This is a genomic window from Undibacterium sp. CY21W, assembly GCF_014284265.1.
In the GTDB taxonomy this organism is placed as follows: Bacteria; Pseudomonadota; Gammaproteobacteria; order Burkholderiales; family Burkholderiaceae_D; genus Undibacterium; species Undibacterium aquatile.
Window position 1 is genome coordinate 1 of record NZ_JACOGE010000007.1, and the last position, 21,916, is coordinate 21,916.

General features: G+C 50.1%; 16 protein-coding genes and 1 pseudogene. 8 read left to right on the forward strand and 9 right to left on the reverse strand.

The features are described from left to right. Positions 1-105: 105 nt before the first annotated feature. Positions 106-1,844, forward strand: a pseudogene (gene brxL, locus H8K29_RS15285) (protease Lon-related BREX system protein BrxL); the annotation flags it as partial. Between the two features lie 418 nt (positions 1,845-2,262). Continuing rightward, positions 2,263-3,039 carry an ATP-binding cassette domain-containing protein gene (locus tag H8K29_RS15290; protein WP_186898293.1) on the forward strand — a complete coding sequence of 259 codons (777 nt, stop codon included), beginning with the start codon at positions 2,263-2,265 and terminating at the stop codon, positions 3,037-3,039. 60 nt (positions 3,040-3,099) lie between these two features. On the opposite strand, the gene H8K29_RS15295 is transcribed toward H8K29_RS15290, so the two are convergent. Both H8K29_RS15295 and H8K29_RS15300 read right to left on the reverse strand, forming a co-directional pair. Next, positions 3,100-4,662, reverse strand: coding sequence for a cryptochrome/photolyase family protein (locus H8K29_RS15295; protein WP_186898294.1), 1,563 nt, complete (start codon positions 4,660-4,662; stop codon positions 3,100-3,102). A 189-nt stretch (positions 4,663-4,851) separates the two neighbouring features. Further along, positions 4,852-5,025 (reverse strand): DUF2256 domain-containing protein, encoded by a 174-nt coding sequence (locus H8K29_RS15300; protein WP_370527206.1) that lies wholly within the window; start codon positions 5,023-5,025, stop codon positions 4,852-4,854. A gap of 586 nt (positions 5,026-5,611) precedes the next feature. Here H8K29_RS15300 and katG point away from each other — a divergent pair. Continuing rightward, entirely contained in the window at positions 5,612-7,834 is a 2,223-nt protein-coding gene (gene katG, locus H8K29_RS15305; protein ID WP_186898295.1) for a catalase/peroxidase HPI, read from the forward strand. Between the two features lie 146 nt (positions 7,835-7,980). Here katG and H8K29_RS15310 read toward each other — a convergent pair whose 3' ends face one another. Together H8K29_RS15310 and H8K29_RS15315 are read right to left on the reverse strand one after the other, a co-directional pair. After that, positions 7,981-8,658 carry a type 1 glutamine amidotransferase domain-containing protein gene (locus H8K29_RS15310; protein WP_186898296.1) on the reverse strand — a complete coding sequence of 226 codons (678 nt, stop codon included), beginning with the start codon at positions 8,656-8,658 and terminating at the stop codon, positions 7,981-7,983. 31 nt (positions 8,659-8,689) lie between these two features. Further along, positions 8,690-10,114, reverse strand: a complete 1,425-nt coding sequence (locus tag H8K29_RS15315) for a coniferyl aldehyde dehydrogenase (protein ID WP_186898297.1) — start codon at positions 10,112-10,114, stop codon at positions 8,690-8,692. A 177-nt stretch (positions 10,115-10,291) separates the two neighbouring features. On the opposite strand from H8K29_RS15315, the gene H8K29_RS15320 reads away from it, so the two are divergent. Beyond that, the gene (locus tag H8K29_RS15320) at positions 10,292-11,179 is read left to right on the forward strand and encodes a LysR family transcriptional regulator (RefSeq protein WP_186898298.1); all 888 of its coding nucleotides are present in this window, start codon (positions 10,292-10,294) and stop codon (positions 11,177-11,179) included. Between the two features lie 37 nt (positions 11,180-11,216). Here H8K29_RS15320 and H8K29_RS15325 read toward each other — a convergent pair whose 3' ends face one another. From H8K29_RS15325 to H8K29_RS15345, 5 genes are read right to left on the reverse strand one after another with little or no spacing between them, the layout of a single operon-like run. Then, positions 11,217-12,662 carry an efflux transporter outer membrane subunit gene (locus H8K29_RS15325; protein WP_186898299.1) on the reverse strand — a complete coding sequence of 482 codons (1,446 nt, stop codon included), beginning with the start codon at positions 12,660-12,662 and terminating at the stop codon, positions 11,217-11,219. Positions 12,663-12,675: 13 nt separating this feature from the next. Further along, a complete protein-coding gene (locus tag H8K29_RS15330) occupies positions 12,676-13,563 on the reverse strand; it encodes an HlyD family secretion protein (RefSeq protein ID WP_186898300.1) in 888 nt (295 codons plus the stop codon). Positions 13,564-13,566: 3 nt separating this feature from the next. Beyond that, positions 13,567-13,776 (reverse strand): DUF1656 domain-containing protein, encoded by a 210-nt coding sequence (locus H8K29_RS15335; protein WP_186898301.1) that lies wholly within the window; start codon positions 13,774-13,776, stop codon positions 13,567-13,569. Continuing rightward, the gene (locus H8K29_RS15340) at positions 13,773-15,806 is read right to left on the reverse strand and encodes an FUSC family protein (protein ID WP_186898302.1); all 2,034 of its coding nucleotides are present in this window, start codon (positions 15,804-15,806) and stop codon (positions 13,773-13,775) included. The genes H8K29_RS15335 and H8K29_RS15340 overlap by 4 nt, the downstream gene beginning before the upstream one ends. A 15-nt stretch (positions 15,807-15,821) precedes the next feature. Further along, entirely contained in the window at positions 15,822-16,247 is a 426-nt protein-coding gene (locus H8K29_RS15345; protein ID WP_255423409.1) for a MarR family winged helix-turn-helix transcriptional regulator, read from the reverse strand. A gap of 308 nt (positions 16,248-16,555) precedes the next feature. Here H8K29_RS15345 and flhB point away from each other — a divergent pair, with 308 nt between their 5' ends. From flhB to H8K29_RS15365, 4 genes are read left to right on the forward strand one after another with little or no spacing between them, the layout of a single operon-like run. After that, positions 16,556-17,707 (forward strand): flagellar biosynthesis protein FlhB, encoded by a 1,152-nt coding sequence (flhB, locus tag H8K29_RS15350; RefSeq protein ID WP_186898304.1) that lies wholly within the window; start codon positions 16,556-16,558, stop codon positions 17,705-17,707. After that, on the forward strand, positions 17,704-19,806 hold the full coding sequence (flhA, locus tag H8K29_RS15355; RefSeq protein ID WP_186883634.1) for a flagellar biosynthesis protein FlhA: 2,103 nt from the start codon (positions 17,704-17,706) through the stop codon (positions 19,804-19,806). Before flhB ends, flhA begins: the two co-directional genes overlap by 4 nt. Continuing rightward, positions 19,803-21,074, forward strand: a complete 1,272-nt coding sequence (gene flhF / locus H8K29_RS15360; RefSeq protein WP_186898305.1) for a flagellar biosynthesis protein FlhF — start codon at positions 19,803-19,805, stop codon at positions 21,072-21,074. The genes flhA and flhF overlap by 4 nt, the downstream gene beginning before the upstream one ends. Next, a complete protein-coding gene (locus H8K29_RS15365) occupies positions 21,067-21,912 on the forward strand; it encodes an antiactivator of flagellar biosynthesis FleN protein (protein WP_255423410.1) in 846 nt (281 codons plus the stop codon). The genes flhF and H8K29_RS15365 overlap by 8 nt, the downstream gene beginning before the upstream one ends. Positions 21,913-21,916: the final 4 nt, after the last annotated feature.

A 21,916-nucleotide genomic window follows, 5' to 3' on the forward strand; every position in this document is an offset into this window, starting at 1 on the left:
GTGTCGTCTTGCTTACTCAAAAGTAAGTGATGGCATAAAAATGATGAAAAGTGCCGCTCAGCAAGCAGAGGACAGATATTTTTTGCAGTAAGCAGTACAGAGGGCATCGTTGATAAGCTAACGCTGATGCGGCACACACAAAAAAGGTGTGCCTATGTTACCGTTGATAGCTATCAAGGTAAGGAGTTTGAAAAACTTCTCGCTGGCGGTATCTGGTGCATTGTGACCTTGAATTACTTTTTTGAAGAAAATCAAAAAGGATCGCCTTTCAGAATGGTGGATTTAAAGCCTATCCAAATGCCGAATATGGATATGGATGCTTTGAAGGAAGGGCGCAGGTATTTTACCGAAGACCAATGGATTGAAGTTCTTTTACGCTCAACCGGCATGGAGCCAGCTCACTTTAAAGAGCGTGCGAAATGGCATTTATTGGCGAGAATGATTCCTCTGATTGAAAACAACTACAACGTTTGCGAGCTTGGCCCACGGGGTACCGGTAAGAGCCACATTTACAAAGAAATTAGCCCAAACTCTATATTGGTCTCAGGTGGACAAACGACTGTGGCTAATCTTTTTTACAACATGAGCAGTCGCAAAGTTGGCTTAGTTGGTCTGTGGGATGTGGTTGCTTTTGACGAAGTGGCTGGTGTCACGTTTAAAGACCATGATGGCGTCCAGATCATGAAAGATTACATGGCGTCAGGATCGTTCTCCCGAGGGCGTGATTCGATTAGTGCGTCGGCTTCGATGGTATTTGTTGGGAATGTCAGTCAAAGTGTCGAATCGCTGGTAAAAACCAGCCATCTGTTTGCGCCATTCCTTGAGGCGATGATTGATACTGCATTTTTTGATCGATTCCATTGCTATATCCCTGGCTGGGAGATTCCTAAAATGCGTCCGGAATTTTTTACCAATCAGTACGGCATGATTGTCGATTATCTGGCTGAGTACTTGCGTGAAATGCGTAAAGTCTCATTTTCGGATGCTATCGATAAGTTCTTTAAGTTGGGAAGTAATCTTAATCAGCGCGATACAATTGCGGTGCGTAAAACGGTCTCTGGTCTATTGAAACTCCTTTATCCTCAGGGAGATTACACGAAAGAAGCGGTCGCTCGATGCCTGGAATATGCCTTAGAGAGCCGTCGTCGTGTGAAGGAACAGTTGAAAAAACTAGGTGGCATGGAGTTCTATGATGTACATTTTAGCTATATCGATAACGACACATTAGAAGAACATTTTGTCTCTGTTCTTGAGCAAGGTGGAGGTGGACTGATCCCTGAAGGGCAATTAAAGCCAGGCACGCTGCATACCATAGCGCCGAGTGCAAACGGCATGCTGGGTGTGTATCGTATCGTATCGAATTACAATCTACCCCTGGCAACGGAAAGTTATCACTTTCTGGTCTTGGCTCAAGCGCCAGTACGAAAGAGCCTGTACGAATTGCGTTTGATTATTTCAAAGCGAATGTTGGTCGTGTTAGCGCGTCAGCAAAGGTAAATGACCATGATTTTCATTTATCAGTGCTTGAGTTAAACAATACTGGGCCGACAGATCAAATGACCTTGCCAGCTTTTGTTGCTTTGTGTTCGGTACTGATGAGTCGTCCGATCCAATCGCAAATGGTCGTGTTAGGAAGCATGAGTCTGGGAGGTAATGTTGTGCCTGTCCAGAATCTTGCGGAGTCAATGCAAGCAGCTTTTGACGCTGGAGCAAAGCGAATATTAATACCAATGAGCAGTGTTTCAGCGATCGCAACCGTTCCCGGTGAGTTATTTTCAAAGTTTCAAACGAGTTTTTATTCTGATCCTGTGGATGCTGTGTTTAAGGCATTGGGGGTTGATTAAAGAATTCGGCAAGACTGCAAAATATGTGGGATGTCGACAGAGCTCAAAAGCACAAGAAGAAACGCTTCTTCATACAGCCTCCCAAGAGGCAGACTCTACATTATTTCCGTACTAATCTCGGGGGAGCAGGTCAATGGAGCTAAATAAGTGAGATTTCAAATAAATTGTAATTAGATTTTTTGCATCCATGTTTGCATCCATGTTGTATGTTTGGTGTGTATAAAATGTTGCTGGGTATATATATTGATGGTCTTTTCGATTCCGGCCTCGGCACCATATCGACATCTTAGTAAGTGTAAAAACCCGCAAATTCTTTGGAGTTTGCGGGTTTTTTGTTGTCTGTTCAAATGTCCGATACCATTGTTGCCTGACTGAGCCGGCCACTGGGCTTGCTTTTCTCTACTCACAGGGATCATTGATGTCTGCTATATCTCCAGAAAGCACGGTAGTTTTACAGATTGACGGATTGCATATCGCGCATCTGCGCCTTGTCTTGCGCGACTGGTCGACTGAGATTTATTCTGGTGTGACGCTGGTGTGCGATGAGGAGGGGGAGTGTAAGACGGATTTTCTGCTTTTGCTGGCGGCTGAGTTGCCGTACGCTGCGGGCAACCTTACTCTGCTGGGTGTGGCGCAGCATGTGGACGTCTCGGCTTACAGGCAACAGGTTTTCTGGATCGAGCCATCCGCTACAGAGTATGATGAATTCACCGTGGAAGGATTTTTTTCTTGGCAGGCAAGTCGCTATGCCGGCTTTGATCAGACTGTGTTATTGCAGTTGATAGACGGGTTGGCGCTGGGGCCACATTTGTTTAAGCAGATACAGATGTTATCGTCTGGCACCCGGCGCAAGGTGTGGATTGCCGCAGCGTTCGCGAGCGGCGCCGCGCTGACTTTGCTGGATGATCCGCTGGCAGCACTCGATAAAAGTTCTGCGTTGTTTGTACTATCTCAGATGGCAGCCTTGGCGCAGGATGGGCAGCGCGCACTGGTGGTGGGGGACTATCAGGCGCCAGCGAATGTGCCGCTGGCGGCAAGAATAGATCTGGGGGGGGACCGACGTTTGAGCCTTGTTGCATGCTTAATCGGCAGACGGAGATGTTGTGTAACAGGATTGATATATGCCAGCCTTAATGCCGGCGAAAGTGCCCACGTCAATTTTCACCGGTTAAGCTGCTTTTCCGTATCGGTTTAAAAGCGCCCCCGTTTTTAGACAAATGCGGTGACGTTACTGCACTCGGTGCAACGCGGCTCGTCACAGGGTATCGATATTCTCTAAGATAATTTTTGCCTGTTTCTGGAATTCTTCAACCGTAACAGTATCCATTTTTTCCAATTGGCGGTAGGCCATACCGATACGTGGATTCTTCGCAAGAGAATTGGCGTTACGCTGAAAAAAATCCCAATACAGGGCGTTGAACGGGCATGCGCTCTCGCCAACGCGCAATTTTTTATCGTAGTAGCAGCCTTTGCAATAATCACTCATGCGATCGATGTAGGCAGCGCTCGAGACATAGGGTTTGGTCGCTAACAATCCGCCATCGGCGAATTGACTCATGCCTATGGTGTTTGGCAGTTCCACCCACTCAAATGCATCGATGTAGATACCTAAATACCAGCGATGCACTTCAGCCGGGTCCAGGCCGGCAAGCAGCGCGAAATTACCGATTACCATCAAGCGCTGGATGTGGTGTGCATGTGCGTGATCCAGCGATTGCGTGATTGCATGGGACAGGCAATTCATCCGAGTTTTGCCATTCCAGAACCAGCTCGGTAACTGACGGCTGTGTCCGAAGAAATTTTTCTCTCCGTACTCAGGCATGTTTGCCCAATACACGCCGCGTACGTATTCGCGCCAGCCTAATATTTGTCGGATGAAGCCCTCTGCTGCAGCCAGCGATGCACGCCTGGAGTGATACGCCGCCTCTGCTTTTGTAACCACTTCACGAGGATTTAGCATTTTTACATTTAAGGCGAACGACAGGAGTGAATGGAATAAGCGCCATGATTTAACACTCATTGCGTCTTGAAAATCACCAAACTGCGGCAGCGCATTATCGATGAAAGCATCCAATTGTTGTAGCGCTTCCTGACGGTTAAGTGGCCACGCCAATTGCCTGGCCTGAGGATTGCCGAAACTCTTTACACCCGCATCGACAATGGTTTGCCACAAATCAGAGTGATCATGCAAAGTCCGCGTATCTTGTGGCTCAGGCGGATTGCCGCGCCACGGCTTGCGATTGTCGTGATCATAGTTCCATTGACCGCCAAGAGGCTTTTTCGTGTCTTCCATTAATACGTGATGAGTCACGCGCATCTGGCGATAAAAAAATTCCATTAACCATTGTTTACGTCCGCTAAAGATATCGGACACTTCGTTACGGCTTGTATAGAAATGTTCGCTATCAACCATGACCCACGGAATATTTGCGCGGCGACCATGTTGATATAGCTGCTGATCCAAACGCCACTCATCCGGCGCCTGATACTCAAATACCGTCGCCTGATATTGGCTGATCAGCGCGTCAATATTGGCTGGTAGGGATTGCAGATTATCCGTGTCGTCAATCGCGATGTAATGCACTTGATGTCCCGCGTCGCGCAACTGCTGGGCCAGATCGCGCATCGCCGCAAAAATCGCCAGAATTTTTTGTGCGTGGTGCAAAACATATTCTGTTTCTTGCTGCACTTCCATGAAGACATAGGTTGTCGCATCATCGACTTCGCTGAACCAGCGATGTTGTGGGTTGAGCTGGTCACCCAGAATCAGTCTGATTGTCCGGTGAGGCAGGGCTGTGCTGGCGATAGTGTGTTTCATATGGTTTGTGTGCTTACCATCTATTTCTATTTAGCGTTCCAGAGTTGCTGATATGTGTCATCGCGATCGTAATCATGGACTTGTTTTTGTATGTTGAACCTTCTGCCGTTGCGAGGATCGATACCCGCCCGTATATGAATAACCAATTGCCCTGATCGCTATAGACGTCATCATCAATTATTGGTCTCGTCAAGTCTTTCGCTTGCTATCCTGGCGGCATCGGTCGGAACAGTATTTCACATCGTTCCACACTTTTTCCCATTTCTTGCGCCATGCAAATGGTCTGTCGCATTGAAGACAGAGCTTGGTCGGCAACTCCGACTTTTTTCGCATACGCATGTCAGTCGTCCTAATAAACTGCATTAAAAAATTCGTTTGGTCTTGCTAAGTAAAACGAGTCACTTATGTCGGTGTCTATATATTTACCTTGAGATCAGCCTGTATGCGTAATTCATCGATTTGTTTGCGTGGCAATTGATGTGTGGTTTGTAACGGGGCTAAATAGTAGCGTGGAAATAGAGATTTCGCATTTGGTCGTAAACATCGCGTACTAAGGATGTGCCCATTCAGGACTTGGGATAGCTTGACGGTTCAGGGTAATAAATTAAAGTTGAAAGCTGTAAAAGATTTTGTGTTTGGATTAAAACGGAGTGATCACTGTCCGCAGAAATACTGATATCTGACGTTGTTTCTGAGAAATGATTTAAAGGTTGACATACAACGAACGCTATGTGGCTTTCAATTTCATTAGTTAAATTAAATCGAATTCATAAATTTAATTAAGTTGATTAATAGATTTGTGGTCTCTAGAATGAGTTCCGTAGCAGATGTTAAACAAATGATGCGGTGATTGAATAACTGATCGCAGTATTGACGCACTTACAGTTGATTCGTGCTGAGTTTTTACCTAATCCTGCCTTATCCGAGTCTGAATTTTGAGGAGAAATCTATGTCAAACGAAGCAAAATGCCCTTTCAACTATGGCGCTGCCAAACACACCGTCGCCGCAGGCGCACCGAATAATGCCACTTGGTGGCCGAATCAGCTCAAGCTGAATATTTTGCACCAGCATTCCCCTAAGTCGAATCCTATGGGAGAAGACTTTGATTACGCAAAAGCATTCAAGTCGCTCGATTTGCATGCCGTTGTTGCTGACTTAAAAGCCTTAATGACCGATTCACAAGATTGGTGGCCTGCCGATTGGGGACATTACGGCGGTTTGATGATACGCATGGCCTGGCATGCGGCGGGCACTTATCGCGTATCGGATGGGCGTGGCGGCGCAGGCACTGGCAATCAACGCTTTGCGCCTTTAAATAGCTGGCCAGACAACGGCAATCTCGACAAAGCACGTCGTTTGCTGTGGCCGATCAAACAAAAATACGGTCGCAAAATTTCTTGGGCAGATTTGTTCATCTTAGCGGGTAATGTCGCGCTCGAATCCATGGGCTTTAAGACCTTTGGTTTCGCTGGTGGACGTGAAGATATTTATCAACCAGAAGAAGATATCTACTGGGGTTCAGAAACCGAATGGCTGGCAACCAGTGATAAAGCAAATAGCCGTTATGCTGGCTCAGTCGCAGGCTCACGTGACTTAGAAAATCCCTTAGCCGCCGTGCAAATGGGATTGATTTATGTGAACCCAGAAGGCCCTGATGGTAATCCTGATCCCGTTGCATCTGGTCGTGATGTACGCGAAACCTTCGCTCGGATGGCCATGAATGATGAAGAAACGGTGGCCTTGGTCGCTGGTGGTCATACATTCGGTAAAGCGCACGGCGCTGGTGATCCTGCTTTAGTAGGACCAGAACCAGAAGCGGCAGGCATAGAAGAGCAGGGCTTAGGCTGGATCAACAAGTTCGGCTCAGGCAAAGGTGTACATACGACGACGAGCGGCATTGAAGGTGCATGGAAGCCTAATCCTACGACCTGGGACAACGGCTACTTTGACATGCTGTTCGGTTACGAATGGGAATTGACGAAGAGTCCGGCAGGAGCGAAACAATGGGTGGCGAAAGATTGCAAAGCAGAGCATTTGATTCCAGACGCACATGATCCATCGAAGAAGCATCCGCCGATGATGACTACGGCGGATTTGTCACTGCGGTTTGACCCTGCTTATGAAAAAATTGCCCGTCGTTTTCATCAAAATCCAGCTGAATTTGCCGATGCATTTGCCCGTGCCTGGTTCAAATTAACGCATCGCGATATGGGGCCGGTGGCACGCTATTTGGGACCATTTGTGCCGACGGAAACACTGATCTGGCAAGACCCGATTCCTGCTGTGAATCACGCCTTGGTGGATGCGCAAGATATCGCTACATTGAAAGCAAAAGTGTTGGCCTCTGGCTTAAGTATTTCTCAGTTGGTGAACACGGCATGGTCATCCGCATCGACTTTCCGGGGCAGTGATAAGCGTGGTGGTGCGAATGGTGCGCGGATTCGTTTATCTCCACAGCGCGATTGGGAAGCGAATCAGCCTGCCGAATTGAATAAAGTGCTGGCGATTTTAGAAGCAATCCAACAAGAATTCAATGCGGCGCAAACTGGCGGCAAGAAAATTTCTTTGGCTGATTTGATCGTGTTAGCTGGCGCAGCAGCGATAGAAGCAGCTGCAAAAAAAGTAGAGCAAGAGGTGCAAGTGCCTTTCGCACCAGGTCGTATGGATGCAGCGCAAGAGCAAACCGATGTGGAATCATTCGCGGTCTTAGAACCAGCGGCAGATGGCTTCCGTAACTATGTGCGTGCGGGTTTGGAAAAACACGCAGCCGAGCTCTTGCTCGATAAGGCGCAGTTGCTGAATTTAAGCGCGCCAGAAATGACGGTCTTGGTCGGCGGCTTACGTGCTTTGAATGCGAATACCGGAAAAACGCAGCATGGTATTTTCACCAAACGCCCAGAAACCTTGAGCAACGACTTCTTCGTTAATTTGCTCGATATGCGCACCAAGTGGCAGCCATCCAGTACAGCGGGTGTACTCGAAGGCCGTGATCGTCAGACTGGTGAACTGAAGTGGACGGGCACCACGGTCGATCTGGTGTTTGGTTCTAATTCACAGTTACGTGCCTTGGCGGAAGTGTATGCCAGCAGCGACTCGCAGGAAAAATTTGTGCATGATTTCATTACTGCCTGGAATAAGGTAATGAATGCAGATCGCTTTGATTTGGTGTGATCCAGAGTGATTTTCTAACGGTAGTCCTTCAGTAGCAGAAGCGTACCCACTTTCCCCCTTTTAACTGGGCAAGAGTGGGTACGCTTTTATTTATCTGAACCTGGATAAATACGGGCTTATAAGGGGCCGTTTATTTTGCCGAGATATTAACGCAACTGAGCCAGCACCGTTTTTGCCACTTCTTCAGAGCTTGCTGGATTCTGACCAGTGATCAGGTTACCGTCGGCAATCACAAATACTTGCCAGTCGGATCCTTTTTCATAGCGGGCGCCAAGCGCTTTAAATTCATCTTCGATTAAAAAGGGAACGACATCTGTCAGTTCAACGGCATCTTCTTCACCGTTGGTAAAACCGGTGACTCTGCGACCACGAATCAATGCTTGTCCATCAGCGCCTTTTACGTGACGCAATGCGCCGGGAGCGTGGCAGACAAAGCTGATCGGTTTTCCTGCACGGTCAAATGCTTCGATCAATGCAATAGATGTCTGTGATTCGGCCAGATCCCATAATGGACCATGTCCACCCGGATAGAATACGGCATCAAAGTCTTTTTCATTGATGGACGAGAGCACGACTGTATTTGCCAAAGCGAGCTGCGCCTTTGCATCGCTTTTGAAACGGTGGGTTAAGTCGGTCTGAAATTCCGGCAGATCGCTTTTGGGATCTAATGGCGGTTGTCCGCCGGCAGGTGATGCCAGAACGATGTCTGCGCCCGCATCGGCAAACGTATAGTAAGGTGCTGCAAATTCTTCCAGCCAGAAACCAGTTTTTTTGCCGGTGTCGCCGAGTTTATCGTGGGATGTCAGTACCATTAAGATTTTCATTTTATTTTCCAGTTCTGTAAAAAGAGATGTGTTATTTATTGCCATTCAGTAGCGATGTCGCAGCGCCGATTTTTTCTTCATAAGGTGCTCTTAAACGCAGGTTGGATGCGCCATCTTCACTCTGCCGCACCACGGCTTTCGCATGGGTGAATTGCCGGAAACCGTGTATGCCATGATATGCGCCGATACCCGATGCACCGACACCGCCGAACGGTAATGTCTCTACCGAGGCGTGAGACATCACATCATTGATCACCAATGCGCCGGATGTTGTTTTCTCTGCGAAGTGGTTTTGTTTTTCCGTATCGTTGCCGAAGTAATACGCGGCCAGCGGACGCGGACGTGCATTGATAAAGCGGATGGCGTCATTGACTGAGTCAGCCGCGACCAGCGGCAGGAGTGGTCCGAAAATTTCTTCTTGCATGACCGCCATGCTGTCATTCGCGTTCAGAATCAGATGAGGCGCAATTTTCCCAGTGATAATGTCGTAATCTGGTTCGCCTTCTGGCGCCAGACTCACAATGCGGGCGCCTTTATCTTTGGCGTCTTGTATCAGACCGATAAGCCGCTGAAAATGTTGCTCGTTAACGATGGATGTATAGTCTTTATTCGTCTGTATCTCCGGGTAGCTGTTTGCAATCAGGGACTTGGCCGCAGCAACAAATGCATCGGCTTTATCATCTCTGATCAGTACATAGTCAGGTGCAAGGCAAATCTGACCGGCATTGAAGGTTTTCACTGTCATCACCCGTTCGGCAGCTAAGCTGATATCGGCATTTTCCTCGATAACCACGGGGGATTTACCACCTAACTCCAGCGTGACAGGCACCAGATTTTCTGCGGCAGCTTTCATCACATGACGCCCGACGGTGGTGCTGCCGGTGAAGACCAGATGATCAAATGGCAGTGCACTGAATGCAGCGCCGACCGAGGCGTCTCCTAATACAACGCCAAGCTCCATCGGGTCGAAATATCGGGCAATGAGCTCCGCCAGGACTTCTGATGTTCTCGGTGTCAGTTCGGAAGGTTTAATCAGTGCGCTGTTGCCTGCGGCGAATACGCCGGCAAGTGGGCCAAACGCCAGATTTACCGGGAAGTTCCATGGACTGATGATGCCAACCACTCCCAGTGCCTGATATTGGATCCAGCTTTGCATTCCAGGATAAGGGGACGCGACCGGTTCTGCTTGCATCCAGCCTTCCAGTTGTTCTGCGGAGTGGCGCAGCATATTTGTTGTCGTCAGTATGTCAGCGGCTAAAGACTGATAATGGCTGCGGTTACCAAAATCGGCGCTCATGGCCTTAACTAACTGATCGTGATTGTCAGTGATTAATTTTGCGGCACGCTGCAGACGGTCTTTGCGGGTCGCTGCGTTCACATGCCCGTGCGCGAGATGTGCTTTTTTCATCGCGCCGAGTATCGTCATTAAGTCTTGGTGAGTCTGAGGATTAAGCATGATGTCAGATATTCTTTTTAAAAAATGATGTCAGGGATGCTGCATTTGTCTCATGAAGGTGAGCGTCATTCGTGCTACGCACGACCTCGTCGGCATGGGAAACATCTTACTGGGTGGTGACAGTGCTGGCTAATTAGACTATCTTAGTGGTGCCATAAATTAATTTATACCTTATTCATGTCTCTACAGCGTCTCCGGACTTTTATTGAAGTGTACAGGCAGCGTTCCGTCACGAATGCGGCGCGCAGTCTGAATCTGACCCAGCCAGCGGTGTCTCAGCACATCGCCGGGCTGGAAGTGGCGATAGGTCGTAAATTGTTTGAGCGGGAGGTGCGTGGTGTCGTGCCGACGGCAGCTGCGGATGAGCTGGCCGCTGATCTGGGCAATAAACTCGATGATGCAGAAGCAGCCTTATCCTCCGCCAGAGCCAGGTCGATTGAACTTACCGGTGCGCTGCGTATTATCGGGCACGGCGACTTTCTGGCCGAAGTGGTGACAATACATTTGCAACCCTTGCTTGAAGCGGGCATGAAAGTCCGGTTGCATACGGGAGACAGCGATCTGATTACTCATATGCTGACGGAGGGGCATTGTGATCTGGGGATTTCCGCTTACCCTGCAAATGATAAGCGTCTGCATTGTGAGTTGATCCGGAACGAGCGGGTACTTGCGGTCGCTTCGCCTCAGGTTGCCGATAGGATTGTCAGTGCACCGGATTTCCGGCAGGCATTGCTTGCTGAGCCTTTACTGGCGTATAACCTAGAGCTGTCGATGATAGATCGTTGGCTGGGGAAAAATAAAATTGATCATGGACAGATCAATCCGGCGATGACAGGTCAGGATTTACGGTCGCTTCGTAACCTCTTATGCAAGCATTTCGGTTGGACTGCGCTGCCCGAATATTTGTGCGCGCCGTATCTGGATAATGGTCAACTGATGGAAATTCCGGCCCCTGTCGGTTCCACCTTTCTTGATTACTATCTGGTGTGGACGCCGTCAGCGTTAAGGCAGCCGAGGGTAGCGCATGCACGTCAGTCCTTACTGTGGAATTTAAAGAAAACCTGATTGCTGTAAGGTCGTCACAGTTGTGCCGACGTTGCATTTACTGATCCGTGATGCCTGGCTGAGCGTTGCCACCGCCAAGTGCCAGGAATAAGCTGATCTGGTCGTTTGTCAGTTGCGCATTGGATGCCGCTAATGCCGCTTCTGATGAGGTGGCGCTGCGATCTGCATCCAGTACAGACAGAAAATCTGTCCGGCCACTTTCAAACAAATGGCGTATCTGCTGTGCCGCCCTGACACTTTCGTCGCGGGCGGTCTGCAGTGCGGCATTTCTGTCTTTTTCTCTGGCGTAGATAATCAGCGCGCTCTCCGCTTCTTTCAGTGCATTCAGAACGACTGCGTCAAAGTGAGCCAGTGCGCCTTCAGCACTAGCCTCAGCTGCTGAGACGCGACTACGGGCGCCTGCAGACGGGAAACTCCATGAGATCAGTGGGCCGAGATTCCAGTGAAAGGCATTTCCTGCGCCAAAGTGATCTAACAATCCGCTGCTTCCGGCAGATATACCAAAGGAAACGTGAGGATAAAGATCTGCGATTGAGACGCCGATGCGGGCGGTGGCTGCAGCCAGATTACGTTCCGCCTGGCGGATATCTGGCCGGCGGCGCAGAAGGGCTGCACCGTCACCTACGGGTAACGGAGACGTTAATCTGGGAACATCGTGACACTGAGGCTGGTTCAGATTCATTTCCTGCGGGGTTTTTCCGGTCAATACTGCCAGCTTGTAATAAGCCACACGTTGTTGTGATTGATATTGCGGCAGTGCCGATTGCAACAGGGCAAGTTGCGCAAGTGAACGCGTATGGTCGGTCTCGGTTCCCCGTCCGAGTTGAATGCGTTTTGCGATGAGGTCGGTGGTTTTTTTCTGTAAATCGATCGACTGCTGGCCGACGGTAATTTGCCGCATTGCTGAGCAGGCTTCGGTATAGGCACGGGCTGTATCGGCGACAACGCTGATTCTGACCAGATCGTATCCAGCCTGCGCCGCCTGAGTATCCGCATTGGCAGCTTCAGTCGCGCGGGCAATTTTGCCGAACAAATCGGCCTGGTAAGAAACGCTGGCAGTGCTATCGTAACTCCAGCTATCCGGCAGGGCATTTGGTAAACCTCTTGCCGCTGCAGAAGCTCGCCCGGCAGATGGTGCAGCGCTGAGACCGATAGTGGGTGTTGTCGCATCCGCAGTTTCTTTTTCTACAGCGCGGGTTCGTGCAAGGTTTGCGGCAGCAACTTTCAGATCTGCATTTGCGTTCAGCGCCTCTTGGATTAACGCGTTCATCACCGGTTCATCATAAAGTTGCCACCAGTTGTCTGGTAATGGTGCGGAACGATAGACCGTTTCACCGGCCGCCAGAAAAGGTGCGGCAGCAGCAGGCCGCTGTGCCACGGACTGCAATGGTAGTGAATACTGTGGTCCGGAGGCAGTGCAGCCGGACATCAGCAGAATGGCGGCGTAGCAGGTGCCCTGTGTGTAAGCAAGGATGGATTTCATTTTAAAAATCTGCTCAGGTACGGCTGTTGCGGACATCGACGGTCACTGTCTGCCCCGCGACCAGTGTGGTTCCCTGCGGCAGCTTATCGAATGTAATGCGGACTGGAATGCGTTGTGCGAGCCGGACCCAGTTAAATGTCGGATTGATGCTGGTTAATAAATTGGGTGAGGTAAGACGATCACGTTCGGCAATCCCGCTGGCAATACTATCGACGTGCCCGGGCAGCTTGGTCGTGCCGCCCATAGGAATAATCGTGACGGCATCACCGGCAGCAATGCGGGGCAGTTTCGTTTCCTCGAAATAGCCTTCGACATAGTAAGAATCGGTGTCGATCAGTGCCAGAACGGCGTGACTGGCGCTGACGTAGGAGCCAGTTCGTAAATCAAGATTGGCAACGCGGCCATTAACGGGCGACAGTACATGAGTCCGTTTCAGATTCAGTTTTGCCAGATCCCGGTTGATCGTCGCCTGAGTCAGTGCTGCGCGCAGTTGTTCGACATGGGCGCTGCCTTGTTCCTTACTTTCGTCGGAAACCAGTTCGCGTAACGCGTTGTTGCGGCGTGCTTCTTTAATCGCCTGCTCAAGTGCGATCCGCTGAGATAATTCTGCTGCTTCGGCCTGCCGTAAAGCCAGCTCAAAGCGTGCAGTGTCAACATCGAACAGCACATCGCCGATGTTGACTTGCTGGTTGTCATGAACCAGGACTTTGGTGACTTGACCAGAAACATCTGGTGCAACCTGAATCACGTTTGCCTTGATGCGACCGTCCCGTGTCCACGGGTCCATTTCATAGTGCCACCAAAGGCGCCAGGCCAGAAAGCTGGCGATCACGACAAAAATGCAGGTCAATGCGACGCGAGAGTAAATTGCGAGAGTTTTTTTTAAATTATTAAGTTGCATAAATCAATAACCTGAGTTTGTCAGAACAAGTGAAAAACTGCCTAAAAAAATGAAAAACAAGGCCAGTTCAAAAAGAGCCGGATGCCATAGGAAGCGGTAAAAGCCGGTGCGCATCAGGAAACGTCCGGTCAGCATCGTGCAAAGAAAAGCGACGATGGCGAGTAGTAAAAGGACGGGAACGTACAGCCCGAAAATACTGATTTCTGCTGTCACGCTATTTTTTCCTTTAGAAATGGGTTGTATGTACGGGCATCGGGAAACAGATCACGACGCATACTGGTTAACGCTGAAATCGCTGCCAGATGGATAGGTTTGCTATCGCTGGCGCAGATCTCGCGCAGCGTTTGATCGATCTGATAATTCAGTGCGTTGGCGGTGGTGCTGTCCGGGTTTGTAAAGTGATTGCCGATACTGGTGAATAGCGGCGACAATAGAATGCCGTTCATTTTCAATTCCGCATTCATCCCGCGTAATTGCGTAATATGAATCCCTGCACGCAGCTCACGTAAATGATGCATGGTGTGATTGCGTTCATCGGCGTTAGGGTGACGTTTGGATAGTCGCGGCATCAGCAAGCCGATGCGGTCGACAGTGCGGATCGCGATGTCACGTAATGGTGGCGCTGATAAGTGGCTCATTTCTACAAATTCACGATGGACGGTTTGCATCATCCGGGAAATCATCCAGTCGTTGCTGACCGTGCGAATCAGGCTGGTGACAACGCCGGCTGTCACAAATCCGAAAAGCTGCGCAAGTAAGCCGTTAAGAAAACTGGTGATTTCCAGCGTGCCTGTGTCTTGCAGTGACAACGCACCGGCAACTCCGATAAGGAAAGCGAGTGCTTTGCCTCCGGTTGCAGGATGGGGAATGTAGCTGCCAGCGACGATAAATAAAGGAGCCATGCAAAGCAGCAGCATTTCAAAACTGTGAATCGACGGAATAATGCTGATGATGTAAAGCATCGCAACAGGTACCGACAGCAAGGTATATTTGATAAACATCTTAATCGCCGGAACCGGATCGTCCTGCGTTGCAAAAAATGAGCAGAACACGCCTGCCATCATGGGCGCGGCGGCACCGGCAGGCCATGCGGTGAGTATCCAGAATGCGCTGCAGACAGAAATGGCGACGACTGCAGCAAAAGCAGAACGGAATGCCATGCCATGATCGCGGTGCAAAACGGATGTATTGGCATGTTCCTGAGTGGAAGTGCTTCCTCCTTGCATCGCGAGTGTAATCTGACTCCTTAACTTCAACACTTCCGCGTAGATGGTAATCAGTTTGCTGAGGCGCCTGATCAGATTCAGACACAGAATATCGCTCCAGCTTGAGGCCGCGCTGAACTTCGGCGTCAGTAGTTCAAGTTCTTTTTGGAATGCTGTTAAGCGTTGAGCCGCCTCGCTATTTTCCTCTTGCAGCCAGGCGGCGACGTCATTTAGTAGCTTTTGCCAGCGCGGCGTTAAACTCGCCGGACTCAGATGTTGCAACGTGGTCAGCCGGTCTTCTACCGCCAGTAGCAGGGCAAGCATTTTGGTGATGTTGTCGGCTAATCTGTGAACCAGCCCCGAGGTCAGCCGCAAGTTAGAAGTGTCAAACGGCAGGTGCGTTGACATTACTCGCAGATCAGTAATTTCAGCCGCGAGGGAGAGGCGGGCAGATCCCAATGCGGATACGCTGCCGGACGTCGGTTGCAGCACGTCGTACATCCAGCTCCGTACATCACGGATCGCTGCATCCAATCTGTTTAAAATGCCTGGGCCTATCCCTTGCGGAAATACAACGGAGTGAACGACGCTGGCAGACAAAATACCAATGCAGATTTCTTCAACGCGAGCCAGACCAGTATCGAAGATTGAGGTTGGATCTGAGACCGCGGGAAAACCGATCAGACCGGCGGTATAACCGGCCAGCATAAAAACATAGGAGCGGGGTGTACGGTCAAGCAAGGAAATATACAGACATAGCCCCACCCACAAAGCGATTGCGGCGGATAGCAGTTCAGGCGCGTTCGCTAACTGCGGCACTATCAGAATGGTGAACAGCGAGCCCAGAATCGTACCAAAAACGCGGTAAATCGCTTTGGAACGCACGGCTCCGGCAAATGGATTGGCGACAATATACGCGGTCATCATCGCCCAGAATGGTCGGGGCAAACCGGATGCCATTGCGATGTACAAAGCCAGCATGGCCGCAACGAAGCATTTTGCAGAAAACAGCAGGTGAGAAGGTGAGGGAAGTTTCACGATATTTCTGCAGTCTTATTCTGTAGGTGTCTCGGTCAGTTGCCCATTGAGTTTGTTGAGCACGCGCAGGCAGGCTTCGACGTCAGCCTGTGGAATGTCGCTGAACAGTTCTCTGCGAAATGGTAAAAGCGCCGCTTCTAAACGTTCTGCCACTTGTTTCCCCTCTCCGGTCAGAAAGAGTGCCTTGGCTCGCCGGTCTGTAGGGTCATCCTGTTTTAAAACAAGACCGCTGTCGATTAACTGATCGATCAATCGCACCATCGACGGAGGTTCGATGCCAACCGCCTGAGCGACTTTGCCCGGGCGCACACCGTCACCCAACCGGGAAATCATCAGTACAGGCCAGGCGCTTGCATGTGAAAGATGAAAGTCTGCCGTCATTTGGTCTGCGGCAGATTTATAAGCGCGACCAACCTGTATCAGCGTATGTGTCAACGACATCAGGGTTTTATCGTAAGGGGTCATTGGGCGATTAATTTAATTAGTATGCTAAATATTAGCATGATATTTAAAAATTCGCCGGGACCTGAAATCAATCGGTAGCTACACCAGAGATCCTTACTAAATAAAGGGTTATTCAATCGCTTGTATCTGAAATGAGATGTCCGGCTGATGTTCTTTAAAGGGAATAAACGGGTATTTACTCCTTTATTCCTCGCATCCAAGTTCGGCGGCGCGTTCAATAATCTCATCTGTAAATTTACGTAATCGAAGCATTACTTGCTTTGTGGAAATGACAGGAGTCGGCAATGGCCGAAGATAGCGATCTCGAAAAAACAGAACCGGCCTCGGAGAAGCGCCTTGAGCAGGCGCGTGAGGAAGGGGATGTTCCGCGTTCGCGTGAGCTGTCAACCTGCACTATTTTGCTGGCAGCTGGTGGTGCTCTCTGGGCGATGGGCGGCACTCTGGTTCAGCAATTGAATAAAAATCTGATTACAGGTCTGACTCTGGAGCGTGAAGCTGCCTTTGACTTTAATTTGTTGATTGGAAAAATCGGCGTCAATTTACTGGATGTTCTGTTGGCATTTTCCCCCGTCGTATTGGTGCTGTTGCTGGTGGCATTGGGCTCACCGCTGTTGATTGGTGGCTGGTTGTTCAGTGCTAAGGCGCTACAACCTAATTTCGGGCGCATGAATCCGATTTCCGGCTTGGGAAACATGATTTCTGCTCGTGCTGGTGTTGAATTGTTGAAGGCGATTGTAAAAACAGTGCTTGTCGGTAGCGTTGCCTGGGTTGTCATCATGGGGCAAAAAGAGGTGATTTTTGGTTTGCCTCTGGAAAATCTGCATGCGGGGATCGCACACGTTGGTCACATGATGGCCGTCTGTTTTATGTCTATCGTTGCTGCTTTAGTTGCGATTGCAGCGATAGATGCGCCGTATCAGATGTGGCATTACGCGAACAAATTAAAGATGACGCATCAGGAAGTGGTGCAGGAATCGAAAGAGTCGAATGGTAATCCGCAAATTAAAGCGAAGATTCGCCAGCAACAACGTGAAATGGCGCGTCGCCGGATGATGACTGAAATTCCGACTGCTGACGTTATTGTGACCAACCCGACGCACTTCGCCGTCGCACTGAAATACACCGAGGGTGGTGGTGGCGCACCAAAGGTAGTGGCGAAAGGTGCGGATGAAGTCGCCGCAAAAATCCGTGAGCTTGGTGCCGAACACAATGTTCCTTTGCTAGAAGCGCCACCGCTGGCGCGTGCGCTGTATAAGCACACAGAGTTAGGCGACGAGATTCCGGAAGCTTTATACGCGGCTGTCGCTGAAGTCCTTGCATATGTATTCCAGCTTCGCAGCTACCGCGAACGTGGTGGCATCAGACCGGAAGAACCACGCGAATTAGAAGTTCCCGCAGAGTTGGACCCGAATAATCAAGTAGGAGTCGCAGTATGAACAGCCTGAAATTGCCTTTGTGGATGAACGGGCTCAATGGCAGGGCGCTGGCAGCGCCTATCTTGATTATTCTGATGCTGGCTATGATGGTGTTGCCATTGCCAGCATTTATTCTCGACGTTTTTTTCAGTTTCAATATCGCGATTGCGATCATTGTTTTGCTGACGAGTTTGTACACGGTGAAACCGCTGGACTTCATGGTGTTCCCAACAGTGCTGCTGGTCAGCACCATGTTGCGTTTATCGCTCAACGTCGCGTCTACCCGCGTAGTGTTGACTGAGGGTCATACAGGTCCGGACGCCGCAGGTAAGGTGATTGAGGCTTTTGGTCATTTTCTGATTGGTGGAAATTACACTGTCGGTATCGTGGTGTTTGTGATTCTGACGATCATTAACTTCACGGTGGTGACAAAAGGTGCAGGTCGTATCGCTGAAGTGGGCGCACGTTTTGCGTTGGATGCGATGCCTGGTAAGCAAATGGCGATTGATGCTGATCTGAATGCTGGTCTGATTGCCGAGCAAGAGGCACGTCGTCGCCGTACCGAAGTCGCGCAGGAAGCTGAATTCTACGGTGCGATGGACGGTGCGTCTAAATACGTGCGCGGTGACGCGGTTGCCGGGATCATGGTGACGGTGATTAATATCGTCGGCGGTCTGATTGTGGGGATGGTGCAGCACGATCTGGACTTTGGTTCAGCGCTGAAGAACTATACTTTGCTGGCTATCGGTGACGGTCTGGTTGCGCAGATTCCATCGTTGATTATTTCTACTGCTGCTGGTGTGGTTGTCTCGCGTGTCGCCAGTGAGCAAGATATCAGTGGTCAGTTGATAGGGCAGTTATTTGCCAAACCACAGGTGATGTTTATCACCGCTGGCATTATCGGTGGCATGGGCATTATTCCAGGTATGCCGCATATTGCTTTCGTCTTGTTAGCAGGATTACTGGCTGGTGCTGGGTATCTGGCGCGTCAGAAAGCGGAACAGGCAGCGGGTATTTCTCCTGCCGAAGCGGCGGCGCAAGCGGAAGCGCAGAATGCACCGGCACCTGAAGTTGAAGAAGCCACCTGGCAGGATATCTTACCCGTGGATACTTTGGGGCTTGAGGTAGGTTATCGTCTGATTCCTTTGGTCGATAAATCGCAGGGCGGTGAGTTGCTGCGTCGTATTAAAGGAATACGTAAAAAATTCGCGCAAGAGGTGGGGTTTTTATCGCCGCCGGTACACATTCGCGACAATCTTGAACTGAAGCCATCTGCATACCGCATCGCGTTGAAAGGCGTTGAAGTCGGCGCCGGTGAAGCGATGAATGGCCAATATCTGGCGATCAATCCCGGCATGGTTTCTGGGCCGTTGCCAGGTGTAGAAACGACTGATCCTGCGTTTGGTTTGCCTGCGATCTGGATCGATGCCAGTGCGCGCGAACAAGCGCAAGCGATGGGATATACCGTGGTTGATGCCGGCACAGTGATTGCAACTCATCTGAATCATCTGATCACTACGCATGCCGCTGAATTGTTAGGTCGTCAGGAAGTGCAGCAGTTGCTGGATCATCTGGCAAAAGAAATGCCGAAAATGGTTGAGGATCTGGTGCCTAAACTGATTCCTTTGTCGGTACTGCAAAAAGTCTTGCAAAACCTGCTGCTGGAAGGCGTACATATCCGCGATATGCGTACCATTATCGAGACCTTGTCTGAGCAGGCGATGCATACCCAGGATGCCAATGAGCTGACCGCGCAAGTACGTATCGCGCTTGGTCGTGCGATTGTTCAGCAAATTTTCCCGGCAACAAATGAGCTGACCGTCATGACTCTGGATAGCCGTCTTGAACGTTTGCTGATGCAGGCGATCCATGCCGGTGGTGGTGATGGTGCTGCTCTCGAGCCTGGCTTGGCTGAGGCGTTGACAACGCAAACCGAAACTGCAGCCAAACACCAAGAAGAAATGGGCATGACGCCAGTCCTGCTGGTGCCTGCACCACTGCGTGCTTTGCTGTCTAAATTCTTACGCCGTACATTGCCGCAACTTAAAGTGTTGTCGCATGCCGAATTACCTGAAACAAAAACCATTAGAGTTACCAGCCTTGTTGGAGGGCAATCATGAACGTCAGAAAATTTACTGCTAACACCTCGCGTGAGGCGCTTCGCTTATTAAGGGAAGCATTGGGTGCGGATGCGGTGATTTTGTCCAACCGGAATGTTGATGGTAAGGTCGAGATTATGGCGATGGCCGATGAAGCGATACAGTCGATCGCACCGACTAAAGATGAGCGCCAGATCACCTCCGGCCACACCAGAGCGGCGCCATCGTTTCAACATGAAGCACGGATATTCACACCGCGCGGCATGGCCGCAGAGCCGCAGGAATATGCTGCAGCTCCGGCTTCCGTTACGGGTGAGTTAAGTGATGTGATGAACGAAATTCGTTCCATGCGCAATATGCTGGAATCGCAACTGGCGGAGTTGTCATGGGCTAATACGCAAAAACGCGAACCACAGAAGGCGCTGGTGCTGAAAGAGATGCTGGCAACTGGCCTGAGCGCCAGCTTGTCGCGATTCATGGTTGCAAAGTTACCGGAAAATGAAACAGGTGAACAAGGTATTGAATGGATAAAGTCTATTCTGGCCCGCAATCTGACGACCATCGATAATGAAAATGAAATTTTAGAAAAGGGCGGTGTGTACGCTCTGGTCGGGCCGACAGGCGTTGGAAAAACGACGACCACTGCAAAACTGGCAGCGCGCTGTGTGATGCGTCACGGTCCGTCGAAGCTGGCGTTGATCACAACCGATGGTTATCGTATCGGCGGCTATGAACAGTTACGAATCTATGGGAAAATTCTTGGTGTGATGGTTCACGCAGTCAAAGATGAGAGTGATTTACGGATTGCTTTGTCCGAGCTCAAGAATAAACATACTGTTTTAATTGATACTGTCGGAGTCAGTCAGCGTGACAAAATGGTGACGGATCAGGTCGCGATGTTGTCTGGTTCTGGCACTGATGTGAAACGCCTGCTGTGTCTGAATGCGACATCGACCGGTGAAACGCTGAGTGAAGTCGTGCGTGCTTATCAGGGGACAGGCCTCGCAGGATGTATTCTGACTAAACTCGATGAGGCGGCGACGATAGGCGGTGCGCTGGATATCGTGATCCGCCAAAAGTTAAGTCTGTATTACATTGCGAATGGGCAACGGGTACCGGAAGACTTGCATGTGGCAAACAAGCAGTACCTGATTGATCGCGCCTTTAAGTTAAAACGTGAAACGGCGCCGTTCCGTTATCTGGATGAAGAGCTGCCTTTGCTGATGGCTGGTGTCGGATCTGCTGCAACTGGTGGACAAGCGGCTGCGCGGGAGGTGTCTCTTGGCTAATGTTGATCAGGCAGAGGGACTGCGTCGCATGCTGGCTGGACCAAAGCCGCGTGTATTTACTTTTTTATCAGCGTTGAAAGACAATGAAAAAAGCGAAATGCTGGTAAATCTAGGCGTATCGGTAGCGCGGCAGGGGCAGCAAATTTTGATGGTTGATGCGCGTTCGTCTTCCGATAGTGTAGGCGCGTGGTTCAATGCGAGCATAGAGCGCACCTTGTTGGATGTAGCGCAACAACAGCGTACAATGCACGAGGCAGTAAAAATGGTTGCGTCTGGCTTGTCAGTATCGATGTTATCGCGTCAGAGGACTGTGTCATCCAGCTTGTCCGCCGAGCATTCGAGACGATTGTCGAGAGTATTTGATCTGGCAGTACATCGTGCCGATATGGTCGTGGTTGATTGTGATATTGACGCGTGCGATGCGTTTCCACTGGCATCTCTGGATGATAGTGAAGTGGTGATTCAGGTTTCTTCAGATCCGTCAGCAATCAAATCTGCGTATGGACTGATTAAGCGTATGAGTGCTCGTCTGGGGCGACGCTCTTTTAGTATTTTGGTGTCCGGTGTATCTGAGAAAGAAGCAATGTTGATTTATACGAATATGGCTCAGGCGTCTCAACGATATCTTGCGGTACCCTTAAATTTCATTGGTTATGTGCCGGATGATGAATTCGTCAGAAGAGCTGCTCATCAGGGGCGGTCAGTGATCGACGCTTTTCCAAAAGCGCGCTCTTCCATGGCTTTTTTTCAACTGGCAGAGCGGCTTGCTGTCAGTGCGCGATCTGCATTGTGTCTGGACAGTGTATCCGGACAACAGGGCATCGCTCTCGGAATCTAATTTG